Here is a 15,597-nt window from a genome sequence, read left to right on the forward strand (position 1 = left end):
GGTGTAACATCAACATGCTGGATTTTTTCATTTCTAGCTCTGAGCCTTCGACCTTCCTCACAATCAACGACCACGAAGATTTTGCTGAGATGGGGTCTGAGATCGAATTGCTCTTCAAAGCATCGAAAGCTCTTTTTTGGTTTGAAAGATTTACACATCTATTACAGAGATCTGGCAATTCCAAGGGTACTATGTGCTTGTAAGACTTGTCGATTTGGACTTGTTGATAGAATGCAAGCCGAAGATGCTGAAAAAGGCACAGGAAAGCCAAATTAAAGAAAGAAACGGGAACACACAACCAGTATTACAGGCCTTCAAGACTGAGTGAGCTTTTGAGGTACTTTGGCTGATTGGTTTTTGCCTTTGTAGTTTAAAGTGACTCTGCAGAATCATGTTATGTTTTGTTTATTTGATGCAGTAGTCTTTTCTTTATGTTTTTGAACCCACTTGCCCGACATAACCTTTTTATATTACACCACTACCAAGTGGTGTAATCTATTGAAAAGTGGTTGAACCATGAGTGAGCTGAAAATTAGAGCTATGAAGATTATGCCTGGTCTGGCTTTCTCAAGCGCACTTGCAGTAGTAGCTATTATTTTAGCCCATATCGTGAACAAATATGTCGCAATTTCACCTCTTATACTTGCCATAGTTGTCGGAATGATTTTCAGAAATACTGTGGGCCTTCCAGAAGTGTTCAGCCAGGGCATGCAATTTTCACTGAAGCGCGTACTGAGAATAGCCATCATCTTGCTTGGTCTAAAGCTCAGCATCGCAGAAATCCTCCAAGTTGGCAGCAAGGGGTTAATCGTGGTTGTTGTGAGTGTTACACTAACTCTGGCATTTTCAATCTGGATAGGTAAACGCTTCAGGATTTCGGAGGAGCTTGCGACGCTCATCGGTACTGGTGTTAGCATCTGTGGTGCATCGGCAGCAATTGCAATAGCAGGTGTTATTAACGCCAGAGACCGAAATGTTGCCTTCGCCATAGCAACAGTAACAGTCTTTGGCACTGTGGCAATGTTCCTCTATCCTGTACTGGCCAGTGTCATGGGCCTATCCAGCACGGTTTATGGTGTGTGGGCTGGTGCAAGCATACACGAGGTTGCACAGGTTGTGGCTGCAGGCTATGCTGTTAGCGATGAGAGCGGTAATATCGCAACCATAGTCAAGCTCTCAAGAGTTGTCCTTCTTGCACCTGTGGCAGTAATCCTCGGCATTGCCTTTGCCCGGAAGAGTGCAGGTGGCTTTAGCTTTAGATCAGTGCCAGTACCGTACTTCATCTTCGGCTTTATAGCAATGATTTTCATAAATTCGATGGCCATAATTCCCGATCAGATAACAAGAATGCTGATTCAGATTGACAATTTCATGCTTGCAGTAGCTATGGCTGCCATGGGTCTGAACACAAGCTTCCGTGAGATGCGGGAGACGGGGATAACACCATTCTACGTTGGATTTATTGTGTGGATATTTATAGCAACAATTTCCTATGCGTTAATTGTAATTTTATATTAATGGAAATAGGAGGTTAGGAAGCATGGCAGGAGGATGTGGATCTGTAGATATTGACAACTTCAGGATTATAGTAGCAACGGATGGAACCGAAGCATCTGAAAAGGCTGTTAGATTTGCAGTGGAACTGGCAAGGTCCCTGGATTACGATTTACATGCAGTTTCGGTGGTTTGCAACCAGTTGAAGAGGCAGAAGGCTGAAGAAACTCTCGATTATATTAAGAAGATGCATCCCAGGACTCATGTTGCTGTTAAAGAGGGAAAACCAGCCGAGGAGATAGTTTCATACGCGAAGGAGATCAACGCAAATCTGATAGTCGTTGGATCCGGTGACAAGTCAAGACTCGAGAGGTTGTTTATAGGGAGCGTTTCTGAAAAAGTTGTACGTCATGCTAAGACATCAGTGCTTGTTGCACGCTCATCAGCGCTTCCAAAGCGTGTGCTGGTTACTACAGATGGATCAGAGTGTTCGAACCGTGCACTGAGGTGGGTGCAGAAGCTGAAGGAACGCATACCTTTCGAGGTAACTGTGCTGCATGTGATGGATACATCTGATCCAGCTCCATCACAGCTGTATCTCGAGGAGCTGCAGCGTCGCAGGGATTGCGCCCTTGGTGCAGCCAGGGAAATCTTTGGAGATTCTGCAGAGTATGTTTCTATGAAGGGACACCCTGTGTTCGTCATTGTGGCCATATCGGCAGATTACGATCTCGTGGTACTGGGTTCACACGGGAGAAGTGGCATAGACTATCTGCTTCTTGGAAGTGTTGCCGAGAGGGTTGTGCGGTTCTCTCGAACAAGCACGCTGGTACTGAGGAACAAAAAGTTAAATACGGAGTAAGTATCTGAAATGCCCGCGATGGAGATTGATATAGATGAGAGCTTCATCAATGCCCTCCGCGATTACGGGCTGACAGCCTATGAAGCGAGGGCATACTACGTACTTCTGGCTGCAGGAGAAGCTACTGCCGGAGCTGTCGCGAAATTATCTGGAGTTCCACAGCAGCGTATTTACGATACACTTGCATCGCTTGAACGGAAGGGTTTCATTCAGGCCAGACACACAAACCCGAAAAGATATGCTGCACTGAGCGTTCGCCGGGCTCTTACCAACCGCATAAGGCAACTTCGTGCAGAATTCGACGCTCGAGAACAGGAGCTCAAGGAACGCATCGACGATCTCGAAAAACGTGCGCCCAAGCCAAAAGCAGGTGGTAGCGGTTCACACGTATGGGTGGTTGAAGGAGAAGAGGCGATCATCGCCCGCATTCTGGAAATGATTCGCAGTGCAGAAAAGAGTGTTAAGCTTGCTGGAGAGCGCCCCCTTTTTACACTGAACTGCAAGGGAGTATTCAGGAAATATCTGCCAGAAGGTGTAAAGCTATACGCACTGGGCAAATTCGAGAAGGTGTGCAGGGACGAGATCCGCAGTGTCGGCGGGGAAATTCATGATGTGGAATCTTACTGCCACTACCTCCTTATAGTGGACGATTCCAGGCTGCTCATAGTTTACTTCGATGATGATGGTATTCCCCACGGACTTTACACTGAAAACGAGGGAATTATACGCCCTCATGTTCTTTTCTTTGACCAGATCTGGGAGATGCATAGTGAATCAGTTAGCAAACCTCAAAAATATACTTTCTATTTTAAGCGTGATCTTGCCAACGATCCAGCCTAAAATGCTTCCAGCAACGACATCGATCGGGTAGTGGACTCCGATATAGACTCTGCTGAAAGCGATTGATGTGGCGTAAGCGTATAGCACCAGCTTTTTGGTTTTATTATCGTTGGACAGAACAGATGCAAGAGCAAATGCTTTTTCGGAGTGCCCGCTGGGAAAGCTCATTCCTGTTGCTTTTTCGAGTGGTATGACTTCCTGTAGCGTCAGGTATGGTCTGGGACGGTGAACTATCGTCTTCAGCGGTGCCACTATTATAGATCCAATAGCTGCTACAACAAGAATTAGAACACCTTCTCTTCTGTATCCTGCAATGTAGAGAGCAATTCCAAGAGAAACAACTGCTACAGCGCTTCCAAGATGTGTTATTGTTACGAAAACTGGATTTAAGGCTGGATCCATCATACCGGGGTTTATCTTGAGCATGATGGTGGAATCGATCTGCGAAATCTGGGGTGGAAAAACATCTGGTGTTGACTCACTCCTGCTCAATACAGATTCGCCTGCATATTCAATTACGGCTCCACATATCACTATGCAGAGTATGATCGCAACTTCCAGGGTTGTTAGTTTCATTCCGGTCACCTACATCGGATACTAGTTCTTACGGAATTTCTGAAATCCAGAATCATTGAAAGCATGGGAGCATTTGCTGTCTGTTGTTTGCGTGTCAGCAGTGTCAGTGGCTATCACCTCAGTTGTGCTGACTGCTGCCATTACGGCCAGTATCTAGTTTTTTCGCGTTTTACTGTATAGATGAAGTTACATGCAGCACTCCTTCCTATCACGCACGAAGTCCCTGTACTTTGCAAACAGGACTGTTGTAAGCACGACTATTGCCATAAACAGCCACTCGTTTACAAACCATGCAAGCAGGAGGATGCTGTAGAGTATGCCTCTGCTGCCGAGCGTGTAGAAGCTGCAACCCCTGTTCAGGAGGTGCGCCAGGTATTTGTACGCCTCAATGCCCAGATGCTCGCGTATTGTTTCTGGAGGAGTTGTGGCAAGCAGACTCACCATTCTGTAGTATCTGAGAGATGAGACGAAGAATATGAACGAGATAGCTTGAAGTGCGGCTATGAAGAGAATCTTGAACTCGAAAAGACCAACATCTGTTATCTTGAGACTTTCCGCAAGGGTGTTCAGGTTTATGAGCAGGTTCAGCAGCATACCTATGAATATCAGCGATGCTGAAGCAAACAGATTGCTCACGTAAATTGCATCTCTGAGCTGCTGAACCAAAACCAGAGGCTCTCTTTTTTTAATCACATTTTCTATTCCCTTTTCTCTGAAAATGTTTGTATATGTCTTAACGACTTTTTTCGGGTATTTCTTTGATAGGATTAGGTATGAGCCATGATATCCTGCGAAGCAGATCAGAAACACTATCAGTGCGAAAAAATTTGACGAGTCGACCATTAGAAATACTGTTTCATATTCTGACTATATAATACTGTCTCCTTAATTGTGAAAGAGCTGAGATTGAGTGACAGATTGTTTACCTGTCAAGAAATGTGGATGGGGTGGACAGAGACTACAACGCCTTCCTGAACATGCTGGATGTGGGGCTGACAGTTCCGAATGCTGTGGAGAGAATTTATACTCTGTGTGATCTCTTGTTGAGAGGTAATCGAGGGTAAGTTCTCTCTGTGAAGCAGGAAGCCCCGTTAAATTTGAATTATCGGACAGCTAGGGCAGACTCTTTCTAAGTGTGGGCATTTAGTTGATAAGTAAGCTATGACAAAATAGGTAAAGATGAAAAATATAAAATCCTATAGGAAAATATAAACTCTACAAAATCTCCAGAAAAGCCTCAAGCCTGCTCTCTATCTGTGCTTCTGAAAAAGCTCTCGGGTCTGTCATATCAGCCTCTATTATCACCGCAGGAACATCGAGCATCTTCTTTATCTCATACTGCCCGAAAGAGTACGGTTTGCAGCTTCTGTTGCTGTGTATAACAACTCCATCGACATCGTAGAGGTCTATCAGCCTGTTTATCGTTTCGACCATCTCATCCAAACCGATGTTAAGATAGATCTTCGTGTATGTCTCTGCAATGCTTCTCATAACATCCTTCTTGCTTGCACTATCTGCACTCAAAAACCCAGTCCACGCGTTTGTGTATGTATCCGCGACCATACATGCGTTATTCCTGATGAAAAACTCAGACAGCCATTTCAGCCTGTACCACACAGGTATGTTATCCCACAGCAGTCTGTATTTCTCGTCATCCACAGCATAAACCTCATTTTTAATTCTCTCCTCCAGCTCTTTTTTCATTTCCGAGTAAAATTCTACTGGCTTCTCTGTTCCTCTCAGGCAGACAATCGGAGCCATATTCAGGAACGCATCGAAGCATGTCAGCGGGGAGGGTTTGTTTCTGCCCATGTAGAGGACATCTTTATATCTTTCGACACCCTCCCTCGATAGCTCCAGAACTTTTCTGAACTTTTTCTCATCAAACTCTCTGCCACTGATTTTCTCAAGAAAATCCACGAAATCGTAGAGCTGGGATTCAACATAATCTACGTGGCTTTCCTTGAGTTCCTTCCTGACGAATGGAACATCCAGCAGAAACACTGGAACCTTGAAGATTCTGCCCAGAACCTCGTACCACTTCACAACCGTATTGCAGATGTTGTTGCAGGCGAAAAGGAAGTTTGGCTTTGGCAGGCCACCTATAGGACTTGTGCCAGCAAACACAGCACCGATATCACATCTTGCATAAGAGCAGAGGTCCTGGGAGTAACCGTTTCGCTCTGCAAGTTCGCAGTACTCTGGAGCGGTTTTGTTCGCTCCAATCAATGCACTATGGTTTTCAGGATAGGCTGGATAGATGTCCATGGCGTACAGAAACTCCACCGGAGCACCGCTCGTAACCCACGAAACTATCTCAGCCTGCTTTCCCTCCAGATAATAGTAAAGCATTAATTCCCTCATTTTTGATGTTGCATTGAGCTTTTTGATCGTGCTTTTCATGGTGATCCCTCCAGCAATCTAACAATCACTCCAGCATCTCGTAAAAAGCCTCAACTCTCGTTCTTAACTGCTCAACCGAGAATGGAAACTCAATTTCAAGCAGCAGGGTTTTCTTTCCCATCTCTTCAATTTTTTCTTTAAGCTGTGGATAGTCGAAGAAGTGCGGTTCGCAGAACTTCAGAAGCAGGAATACAACAGCATCCACATCTCTGCATCTTTCAAGCAGGTACTTAAACCTCCGATCACCTTCATAGCTTTTTGTGGGACATGGAGCTTTCTCAAGGTATTTGCTCGCCAGAAAATCGATCAGATCATCCATACCATTTCCTCTTAATTCTACTTTGGCTCCAAAATCGAAGAATCTTCTGCCCGTGCACAGATCGTCCTCGACAGCAAAACCGACATCCTCAAACATCGCAAATATCTCCGGAAAAGGACACACGCTTCCGGTTACAAGCACCCTCTTCCTGTCATCTCCTTCACTTTCAAGCCTCTTCTTCGCCTCCTCAATAACTTTTCCGGGATCTTCGGTTTCAGCCTTCAGTACGAGATCGTAGTCCGGCTTCGTTCTGAACACCTCTGAAAGAACCCTCTCAAGCTCAAGATACTCCTCTATTGCATCCATCAGAGACTCTTCTGTTATTTCCTCTCCCCACTTCCCGATTTCATCCTTAAAATCGTAAAACTCTCTCTTCAGGAACTCCTTGGCTCTGCCATCAATCTTCGTTGGGAATTCGATGCTATAAACTTTCATGTCTGAATTTTTCTCCCAGATGTCGGCCAGCCTCATCAGTGAGTCACAGCTCCTCGTGAAGACAACCCCATGGAAGTCAAACTCACCTCTGAGCATTCTCTCAAGGGAGACCTTCACCTGAGAGCAGCAGTAGCTCTGGATGTGTGCATTAGCTGTGCTAACAGCGGTGTTGTTCGCAAGAACCCTTACAGGCATCAGGTTTGCAGCCCTGATAATCTCCTTCGGTGTGAAGGTGCAGAAATAACCAACTTTTTTCATCTATTAATATTTTTAATTTAGGATTAAAAAGCTTTTGATTTTGCGGGATATTAACCAAGGTAATTTTAAATAATCCTGTATTGTAGAAAACTCTAATGCACTTTGAAATAGAGGAAATCAAGAGAAAGAGGAAGAAGCTTGGAATAACTCAGAAAAAACTGGCTGAGCTTGTAGGAGTCAGCCAGCCGCTGATAGCGAGAATTGAGTCCGGAGATATCGATCCTAAGCTCTCTCTCGTAAAGAAGATCTTTGAAGTCCTGGATAGCCTTGAAGGCAAAAAGGTAAACGCCAAGTCCGTTATGAATCCGAATGTCATGTATGTTTCTCCAAATCAGTCTCTCAGAAAGGTTATTGAGGTAATGCTTGAGAAAGGAATATCCCAGATGCCGGTGTTCGAGTTGGGCAGGGTTCTTGGAACTATAACCGAAAGCTCAATTCTTGAAATCGTCCTTGAAAAAGGGCCTGAGGGGGCTGAGGAGATGAAGGTCAAGGACTGCATGGAATCTCCTCTTCCAACAGTTCAACCCGATGAAAAACTCGAGTACATCTGCAAAATGCTTATACACAATCCAGCCGTTCTGGTGGTCGAGAAGGGTGAGGTTAGGGGCATAATAACAAAACACGATATTATGAAAGCGATCAGGGGAAAGGATTATGAGAAAGATATTCTGGCTCGGAATGGCTGATGAGAAGAAAATAGACTACCTCGAGAAGTTCAGCGTTGCGATCATAGGATCGAGGATGCTTATGGAGATACTCTGGAGGAGTGGTGTTGGGTGCATACGATACATAGGTGATTTCGTAACACCAGTCGATGCGAGACTCGACTCGACTATCAAGCCACTTGAGGCGAATGACTACGATGTTGTACACCCCATGAGCTTCGACTCATGCGTTATATCCTACCCATACCCTGAAGAATACTCTGAATTGAAAAAGCAGTTGAAGGGAATAGATGTCATAATTGCCCACAAGCACATAAGGAGGTCAGCAAGAATCGCAGAGGAGCTTGGAGTACCCTTCATACCGGAGATCATAACAACCTTCCTCCCGGATGGCATCTCTTTCTTCGATGTGAGGTATGATTCTCCGAGTCATAACCCAATATCTTACGCGATAACCTGCTCCATACAGGCAGGAGAGGTTATGAGAATATTTACCGGATATGAACTGCCAACCATAGCTCCGGAGGCTTATGTTGTTGACTTCAACAGTCCGAACTATTTAAGAAAGATAGATCTGCAGAGGATGGGTGATTGATATGAGAATCAGGATAAAGACTCCTTCAAGGTTGCATATAACGCTCATAGACCTCAATGGAGAGATAGGGAGACTCGATGGTGGCATCGGCTTAGCCCTGGAAAAACCAAACATAGAGATCACTGCCAGCGACTCGGATAACCCTGAACGAATCCCGGAGCCGTTCAACAAGTATGCAGAGAGGCTGAAAAAAGCTTTTGGAAAAGAGATTAGCCTTGAGATTTTGAGCACATACAGAAATCATGTCGGGCTTGGAAGCGGAACCCAGTCAGCTTTGGCTGTCGCTGAGGCATTCAAAAAGCTTTATGGTTTGGATCTGAGTCTGTACGAGCTTGCGAGCCTTGTCGGAAGGGGGGGAACATCTGGCATAGGTATCCACGCATTCAAATACGGGGGATTCATTCTCGATGGTGGACATTCGAAGAAGGTAAAGAAAGACTTTCTACCATCATCCGCGAGCAAAGCCCCACCACCTCCTTTGCTTGCAAGGTACGATTTTCCAGACTGGGATGTGGTTGTTGTCATTCCAGAGCTTACAGGGTCATATGGTGCTGGAGAGGTGAATCTGTTCCAGAAATACTGCCCGATATCGATTAATGAGGTCAGGATGCTCAGTCACATAATCCTCATGAAGGTTCTGCCATCGATTGTTGAAAAGGATCTGGATAGCTTTGCTGAGGGAATATCGAGAATTCAGCGCATAGGGTTCAAGAGGGTGGAGATAGAGCAGTATGGAAACCTGATATGGGATGTTATGGGCTCTGTCTCCGGATGTGCTGTGGGCATGAGCTCAACCGGCCCAACCGTTTATGCTATAACAGATAGCAACGCCAATTCTGTTAAAAGAGATCTCATTTCTGCATTCAGGGAAAAGAATGTGGAGTGTGAGAGTCTGGTTACCAAAGCCAATAACAGTGGATTTGAGGAGGAATGGCTGGAGCGCTAAAGAAACTTTGAAGCGAAGCTTGTTTTCATCGTGAGACAGTTCTCCCTGAAAGAGCAGAACTTACATTTTCCACTCTCTTTTCTCTCGGGTATGAAATTTTTTCTGAGCCTAATAACTCTTTCGATCATTCTTAAAACAGTCATTCTGTCTTTTCTCGATATTTCAACATCCCTTAGCCTGCCATCGCGGCAGTAATAAACGAATCCTCTCTTTACCTTATCTTTCAGTTTTTCTTCAAGAAGGATACAGAAGCAGGTAATTTTTACCCTGTCTTTAAACCATACACCTCTTTCCGGAGCCTTATATGAAATTGAAAGGGGGTACAGCATTTCATTTTTTGTGACTATCTCATCCACAACCCCTTTCAGCCGGAACTTCTCGTTAGTCAGGCTGACTTCCCAGTCAACGGGAACGAGCTCGTTTAAGGACCCATTGAACCTGAAATCCTCAATGGCTGAGCTGAATATCCCCTCATCTCCGCCTAAACTGAGAAATCTCGCTTTAGCCCATTCAGCATCTAAACCTTTTCGAATACTGAGGTAGATCTCTTTCAGAGCCATTCCTCTTCCATAGCTCTCACCATATCTCTGAATGAAATAACAGTATCTCGGACAGTAAGCATAGCTTGTTACCTCACTAACGCTGACAAATTCCATATTCAAAATAGAATTTTAGTCGAAAAATTTTTCAGCGGGATTGAGCCTCGACTTCCAATCCTACTCGAACTCCTCAATCTCTATAACCTCAAGCGGGATTCTGCCCAGCCTCTTGCCAATCTCGTACTTGGCTATTCTTCCCGCATGCTCCTTGCTTTCTGCATTGAAAACCTTCATCTCAAAGATCAGCCCGACTAAAGCGACTCCGGCAACCATGAATGCGGATTTGAAAGGTACGTTGCAGGCTGGACAGGCTGTATCTCCAACATCGATCTCGACATAGTCGAGATCTGGGTTGAGTCTCTTCCCAGCCTCAGCTACCGCGATGTTCATCGCATCCTCTACACTTTTTGCCTTTCTAACGATCCAGCCACCCTGAAGTCTTACGATGTAGTTCAAGTTTTATCACCCTATAGTCTCTTCACGGTTCTGACTTTTAAGGGTAACTGTGTGAGTTAGGATTATCATAGGATTACCCGAACATCCTTCTCAGGAATCCTTTCCTGCTCTTCTTCTTGCTATCTTTCTTTTCCTTTTTAGCTTCTTTTTTATCCTTAACATCTCTAACCTTTGCGGTTCTCTCTGTTCTCTTCTTTTTCTCAGTTCCCTTGACAACGCTAACAGATGCACCACCATGCCTGCTTTTTCTAGTTCTTATGTTGACTATAATCGGATTCTCGAGCTCTGGATTCACAACCAAAGCTGTTCCAGGAGGGAGCCTTTTTATCTCATCAACCATTTCTGCTGTTAAACCCTCAACACCCTTCTTTATAGCATTCAGATCATTTGGATTCGTAACCCTCAGTATTATCTGGGTGTTACACTGGCTTATGACATTCTTATCAACTCTCGCAGGTCTCTGGCTTATCACCAGCAATCCGAGACCGAACTTCCTGCCTTCACTGGCTATGGTCCTCAAAACCTGTGTGGAAACGGCCTTGCCCATCCCCCTCTCAGGAATAAAGTTGTGAGCCTCCTCAATGACTATCATGCCAGGTGGTACTTCCTCTCTCTTCCTCAGTTCGAAAAGCTTCGCACACACCCTCGATACGATGAGGTCCTGGTGCTCTGGAGGTGTGCCTCTCATGTCCAGGACTATCGCCCTCTCCTTCTGGAGCAGGATATCTACGGGAGTTGAATCCCTTCCGAAAAGTCCGGATTCGAGAATCTTTTCGAGGCTGCCAAGCAAAGCAACCTTCGCACTGTGTTTTATCTGTTCAACCTCATCGATTATGTCCTCTATTGTGTACTCCTGACCTTTAAGATTTTTCAATGCCTGATACAGCAAAGCCTGCTGGGTTGTGTTGGTTATTCCGGCAAGCTCTATTATCTCCTCAGCAGACAGATTCAATCCATCGAGCCTGAGAATCCCATCAGCCCTATTTGCGAAGGGAGAGTTGGGAGGGACATACACCCTAACCTTATTGCCGTACCCTTTCGGACTTATTCCATAGATTTTCATTTTTTCCTCTTCATCCCTGTTGGGTTCTTTCAGCGAGGCGTACTCTCCATGCGGATCTATTATGAAAAGCGGTACACCTCTCTCTATAAGCTCCTCTATTATAACACCAGCAGTGTAACTCTTTCCACTTCCAGTTTTTGCCAGAATGCAGCAGTGCTTTTGCACCAGTGAGTTGACATCCAGATTGACCCTGATGTCCGTATCCTCTATCAATCCAAGATAAATACCATCTTTTTCGAGTCCAAGCACATCCACAATGAGCTCCTTTTCTGCCTTGAAAACATTCTCTCCAGGAACAAAGGGGGTTTTTGGAACCCTCAGGAGACCATTCTCATCTCTCTTTCCGATCACATATGCTTTTGCTATGTAGATCTCCCTCTCAGCATCCCTGCCTTTCAGAACATCTGTTTCCTTCAGGTCTGTGGAGGCTATAACATCGAGAACCTGAGCAACAACCCACCCCTCTGAGTCGTTCCAGACCTTGATGTAATCCGTTCTTTTAACCTCTTTTGGTTCTAAAACAACGAAATTAAACTCTGTTGATCCTGCATTACCGTAAATCCTGCCAACCAGTCCTTTCATCGTTGAACATCTGTGAAAAAAGTATAAATTATTTTTCTATATTCAGTTATACCAAGTTCAACTTATGCTCAGAAAGCATCCTGGATCGATCTCGTAGAGGTCACCATAATAGCCGTAAGCTCTCGCCCTGCAACCCCCACAGATACATCTGTACTCACACTTACTGCAACCGTAATTGGTGGAATCCCTGTCCCTCAAAGCCTCAAGCACCCTGTTCTCCTGCCATACCTTTATGAAACTCTCTCTGTAGTTCCCGACGACGATCGGTATGAACACGCATGGAGTTATATCTCCATTTGGTCTTATTCCACAGTACAACCTTCCTGCTCCACATCCGCCAATGAAATCTGAAAGCATGAGCGTTCCCTCCTTGGGAATGCAGACATCCGTTAGATGGGTTGGAGTCATGCTTTTGCCCTTACCCTCAGCAATCCTCTTTACCGCAACGACAGCATAAAGTGGGGAAGTGGACAGTAGTTGAATGTCTTTGTTCGGCATGCTGTCATATAGAAATTTGAGGAGCCATTCTATCTCTGTATCATTCAGATCCATGTCTGTTATCCCCTTGCCCCTTCCTGTTGGTACGAAGTTGAAGACAACGAGTCTGTAAGCTCCAAGCTCCTCTACCAACTCAACTAGCTCTGGTATCTCACTGAGATTCTTTTTGGTTGCTGTTGTGGCTATTCCTGTCTGGATTCCAGCTTTGATGCAGTTCTTTATTCTCTCAATTGCCCCTTCAAAAGCTCCCTTAACCCCTCTGAAGCTGTCGTGAGCTTTGGGATTCGGAGAATCCAGGCTGATCTCAACATAATCTACTATTCCTTTCAACTTTTTAGCAACATCCTCATCTATCAGTGTTCCGTTTGTGGCAACGCTCACATGGAAACCGAGCCTTTTGGCATGTTCGGCAGTAAGCCAGAAATCACTGCTCATCAATGGCTCCCCTCCTGAGAAGGATATTGCAACAACTCCTGCCTCATCAAGCTGATTTACGAGCTCAAGTTTTTCGAGCAGTGTTAGCTCATGACCCATCTTTCCGGCATTGGAGTAGCAGTGCTGGCATCTCAGATTACACATCTTCGTAAAATCCCATACCACAAGGAATGGAGCAAACAGTCTTTGCGGCACAGTTATGCCGTATCTGGCGATTCCAGCAATGACATTCGCCAGTCCCCTTCTGTAAAACCTGTCCTTCAATCCATTTTTAAGTAAATCTTCATCGATATCAAACTTTTCAGCTGACTTTTTAATTATCTCGGAAAGCGTGAAAGCCTGAAGCTTCTCGCTCAGACCTTTAGGATCTTCAAGGCCACAGTATATAGATAATATCTTCTCTATCTTCTTGGGTGTTGAAAGTTTTGATAGGATCTTTCTTGCTGCAGGACTATCAAAAATTTTTTTTAGGTAGTAAATGTACTCGTGAATATCCAGTGATCTTTTAAGTTCTCTCATATTACCACCGATTATATTAAGTAGAAGGCATATATAATATTTATCAAATTAAAGTTCTATTTATTGCAAATTATTATTAATGATTAAAATCATTCAACGAGCTTTTCGAGAGTATCAGGGGCATCGGCAAACTCCCTCAGATATTCAAATTCCATGAAGTGGATCCTCGGCGATAGTGTTATGAGTATGTGCATCGGATCTCCAAAATCGAACTCCTTCAGGTTCTTCAGCTTATCGCATTTTACAACCATATTCTCTGAACCCGCTCTCGCTATTCCGACACCGTAATACTCTGAAACATTACCGACCTGCTCAAGCAAAGAAATAGCCTTGTCAATTTTCATCGGCTCTGGATGCAAATCGAGGAAGAGTAGCGTGTGGGCGTTAATCTTTCGATTGCTCTCAATAACATCCACAGGAGTTTTTGAGACCTTTTCGCGATATGGATAGCTTATTGTTGCCGATTTTCCGAACTTGTAGATGTGTAAGCCGGTAATGCCACACACAGCACTCAGAATGCTGGATGAGTGGATTATAACAGTCTTTACACCTCTCTTTTTTGCCTCAACCCTCAAAGCTGTATGGGTTGTAGCTACCATTGGATCTCCGGGGACAAGAATGACTATATCTCTTTCTTTGGCTTTCTCTACTAGATATCTGCTGTTTTCCTCAAGATCTGATCTGCTAAGCAATCCAACTTCCTTGCCAATTAGCTCACTTAGCGAATCCGTATCGATGTTTGGCTTTGATGTGTAAAGCTCGAGATAAACCTCATCCGAGCTTCTCGCATATCTCAGCCCCTTCAGGCTGATATCTTCGGCATCCCATAAGCCCGTTCCTATGAAGATAAGCATGCTGGATCTAAGTTACTGTTTTTTATTAACTTGGTGGTAGCCACTTGGAAATCTTTTTTAGCAAATCACTTAACTCAATTCAGAATGAGTCTTGAGGAACAGATACGACAGCTTGAAGAAGAAATTAAGAACACACCCTACAACAAGGCTACTGAGCATCATATAGGTAGACTAAAGGCTAAACTAGCCAGACTAAGGGAGGAGGCAGAAAAGCAGAAGGCAAAAACTGGCAGACCGTCGTTCTCAATCAAAAAAGATGGTGATGCTACAGTGGTTTTAGTTGGGTTTCCATCGGTTGGGAAATCATCGCTGCTGAACGCTTTAACTGGAGCTAAAAGCGAAATAGGGGCTTACGATTTCACAACTCTTAAGCCAGTTCCCGGAATGCTTGAGTACAATGGGGCAAAAATCCAGATAATAGACCTTCCCGGAATTGTTGAGGGGGCATCGAAGGGAAGAGGAAAGGGAAGGGAGATAATATCTGCTGTAAGGAACTCCGATCTTGTTGTTATAATTGCGGACCCTTTTAATCTTGAATCCATAAAGATAATTCAGAGGGAGCTTTACAATGGCGGGATCAGGTTGAACCAGAAACCTCCAGAGGTGTATGTCAAAAAGCTGGAGAGAGGTGGTTTGAAGATAACATCCACTGTTCCCCTATCTATAGATGAGCAGACGATCTATGAGGTTCTGAGGGAGTACAGGATTCATAATGCTGAGGTGCTGATAAGGGAAGATGTAACCGTGGATCGATTTATAGATGCCATTCTCAGGAATCGCGTGTACATTCCAGCAATAGTGGTTGTGAACAAGATAGATCTTTATAATCCAGGTAACCTTCCAGATAGCGTTATTCCCGTTTCTGCTGAGAAGAAAATAAATCTCGATCTTCTGGCCAAGAGCATTTACGAGAAGCTCGACTTGATAAGGATATTTCTCAAACCTCCTGGTGGGAAAGCAGACCTCAACGAGCCCATGATCATTAAGAGGGGCATGACGGTTGGAGATGTTTGCAAGAAACTGCACAAGGATATGTACAGGAATTTCAGGTATGCAAGAGTTATCGGCAAGTCTGCGAAGTTCAAGGAGCAGAGGGTTGGTATAGACCATGTACTTGAGGATGGTGATATTCTGACAATTTATGCATAATTGTATTGAATTTGACCTGTAACGGTTTTTACTGTGATTGACAAAACCG

Annotated in this window: 16 protein-coding genes; 7 read left to right on the plus strand and 9 right to left on the minus strand. The window is 44.5% G+C overall.

Translation table 11 applies throughout. From position 1 onward, the window contains the following. Nucleotides 1-516 precede the first annotated feature (516 nt). From ASULF_RS03240 to ASULF_RS03250, 3 genes are read left to right on the plus strand one after another with little or no spacing between them, the layout of a single operon-like run. A complete protein-coding gene (locus ASULF_RS03240) occupies nucleotides 517-1,518 on the plus strand; it encodes a YeiH family protein (protein WP_015590272.1) in 1,002 nt (333 codons plus the stop codon). 22 nt (nucleotides 1,519-1,540) lie between these two features. Beyond that, nucleotides 1,541-2,356 (plus strand): universal stress protein, encoded by an 816-nt coding sequence (locus tag ASULF_RS03245; protein WP_015590273.1) that lies wholly within the window; start codon nucleotides 1,541-1,543, stop codon nucleotides 2,354-2,356. 18 nt (nucleotides 2,357-2,374) lie between these two features. Beyond that, nucleotides 2,375-3,196 carry a TrmB family transcriptional regulator gene (locus tag ASULF_RS03250; RefSeq protein ID WP_144060470.1) on the plus strand — a complete coding sequence of 274 codons (822 nt, stop codon included), beginning with the start codon at nucleotides 2,375-2,377 and terminating at the stop codon, nucleotides 3,194-3,196. On the opposite strand, the gene ASULF_RS03255 is transcribed toward ASULF_RS03250, so the two are convergent. The 4 genes from ASULF_RS03255 to ASULF_RS03270 form a co-directional block, all read right to left on the minus strand. Beyond that, nucleotides 3,131-3,772 carry a phosphatase PAP2 family protein gene (locus tag ASULF_RS03255; RefSeq protein ID WP_015590275.1) on the minus strand — a complete coding sequence of 214 codons (642 nt, stop codon included), beginning with the start codon at nucleotides 3,770-3,772 and terminating at the stop codon, nucleotides 3,131-3,133. The genes ASULF_RS03250 and ASULF_RS03255 overlap by 66 nt on opposite strands. 186 nt (nucleotides 3,773-3,958) lie before the next feature. Next, entirely contained in the window at nucleotides 3,959-4,615 is a 657-nt protein-coding gene (locus ASULF_RS03260) for a DUF599 domain-containing protein (RefSeq protein WP_015590276.1), read from the minus strand. A 372-nt stretch (nucleotides 4,616-4,987) separates the two neighbouring features. Next, nucleotides 4,988-6,175 (minus strand): 2-hydroxyacyl-CoA dehydratase subunit D, encoded by a 1,188-nt coding sequence (locus ASULF_RS03265; protein ID WP_015590277.1) that lies wholly within the window; start codon nucleotides 6,173-6,175, stop codon nucleotides 4,988-4,990. Nucleotides 6,176-6,200: 25 nt separating this feature from the next. Next, on the minus strand, nucleotides 6,201-7,187 hold the full coding sequence (locus tag ASULF_RS03270) for a 2-hydroxyacyl-CoA dehydratase subunit D (protein ID WP_015590278.1): 987 nt from the start codon (nucleotides 7,185-7,187) through the stop codon (nucleotides 6,201-6,203). A gap of 95 nt (nucleotides 7,188-7,282) precedes the next feature. Here ASULF_RS03270 and ASULF_RS03275 point away from each other — a divergent pair, with 95 nt between their 5' ends. From ASULF_RS03275 to ASULF_RS03285, 3 genes are read left to right on the plus strand one after another with little or no spacing between them, the layout of a single operon-like run. Further along, the gene (locus ASULF_RS03275; protein ID WP_015590279.1) at nucleotides 7,283-7,873 is read left to right on the plus strand and encodes a CBS domain-containing protein; all 591 of its coding nucleotides are present in this window, start codon (nucleotides 7,283-7,285) and stop codon (nucleotides 7,871-7,873) included. Beyond that, entirely contained in the window at nucleotides 7,842-8,447 is a 606-nt protein-coding gene (locus tag ASULF_RS03280) for a hypothetical protein (protein ID WP_015590280.1), read from the plus strand. The genes ASULF_RS03275 and ASULF_RS03280 overlap by 32 nt, the downstream gene beginning before the upstream one ends. A 1-nt stretch (nucleotide 8,448) precedes the next feature. Continuing rightward, the gene (locus ASULF_RS03285; RefSeq protein ID WP_015590281.1) at nucleotides 8,449-9,393 is read left to right on the plus strand and encodes a beta-ribofuranosylaminobenzene 5'-phosphate synthase; all 945 of its coding nucleotides are present in this window, start codon (nucleotides 8,449-8,451) and stop codon (nucleotides 9,391-9,393) included. Here ASULF_RS03285 and cas4 read toward each other — a convergent pair. From cas4 to dph5, 5 genes are all read right to left on the minus strand, one after another. Then, nucleotides 9,390-10,049, minus strand: coding sequence for a CRISPR-associated protein Cas4 (cas4, locus tag ASULF_RS03290; protein ID WP_015590282.1), 660 nt, complete (start codon nucleotides 10,047-10,049; stop codon nucleotides 9,390-9,392). The two genes, ASULF_RS03285 and cas4, sit on opposite strands and share 4 nt — an antisense overlap. 60 nt (nucleotides 10,050-10,109) lie before the next feature. Continuing rightward, nucleotides 10,110-10,448: a DUF555 domain-containing protein gene (locus tag ASULF_RS03295; RefSeq protein ID WP_015590283.1), complete on the minus strand. Its 339-nt coding sequence runs from the start codon at nucleotides 10,446-10,448 to the stop codon at nucleotides 10,110-10,112. 73 nt (nucleotides 10,449-10,521) lie between these two features. Beyond that, nucleotides 10,522-12,093, minus strand: a complete 1,572-nt coding sequence (locus tag ASULF_RS03300) for a helicase HerA domain-containing protein (protein WP_015590284.1) — start codon at nucleotides 12,091-12,093, stop codon at nucleotides 10,522-10,524. A gap of 57 nt (nucleotides 12,094-12,150) precedes the next feature. Further along, nucleotides 12,151-13,545: a radical SAM/SPASM domain-containing protein gene (locus ASULF_RS03305; RefSeq protein WP_015590285.1), complete on the minus strand. Its 1,395-nt coding sequence runs from the start codon at nucleotides 13,543-13,545 to the stop codon at nucleotides 12,151-12,153. A gap of 89 nt (nucleotides 13,546-13,634) precedes the next feature. Further along, nucleotides 13,635-14,399 carry a diphthine synthase gene (gene dph5 / locus ASULF_RS03310; RefSeq protein ID WP_015590286.1) on the minus strand — a complete coding sequence of 255 codons (765 nt, stop codon included), beginning with the start codon at nucleotides 14,397-14,399 and terminating at the stop codon, nucleotides 13,635-13,637. An 84-nt stretch (nucleotides 14,400-14,483) separates the two neighbouring features. Here dph5 and ASULF_RS03315 point away from each other — a divergent pair, with 84 nt between their 5' ends. Further along, complete coding sequence (locus ASULF_RS03315; RefSeq protein WP_015590287.1) at nucleotides 14,484-15,548, plus strand: OBG GTPase family GTP-binding protein; 1,065 nt, start codon at nucleotides 14,484-14,486, stop codon at nucleotides 15,546-15,548. Nucleotides 15,549-15,597: the final 49 nt, after the last annotated feature.

Source organism: Archaeoglobus sulfaticallidus PM70-1 (genome assembly GCF_000385565.1).
Taxonomy (GTDB): domain Archaea; phylum Halobacteriota; class Archaeoglobi; order Archaeoglobales; family Archaeoglobaceae; genus Archaeoglobus_A; species Archaeoglobus_A sulfaticallidus.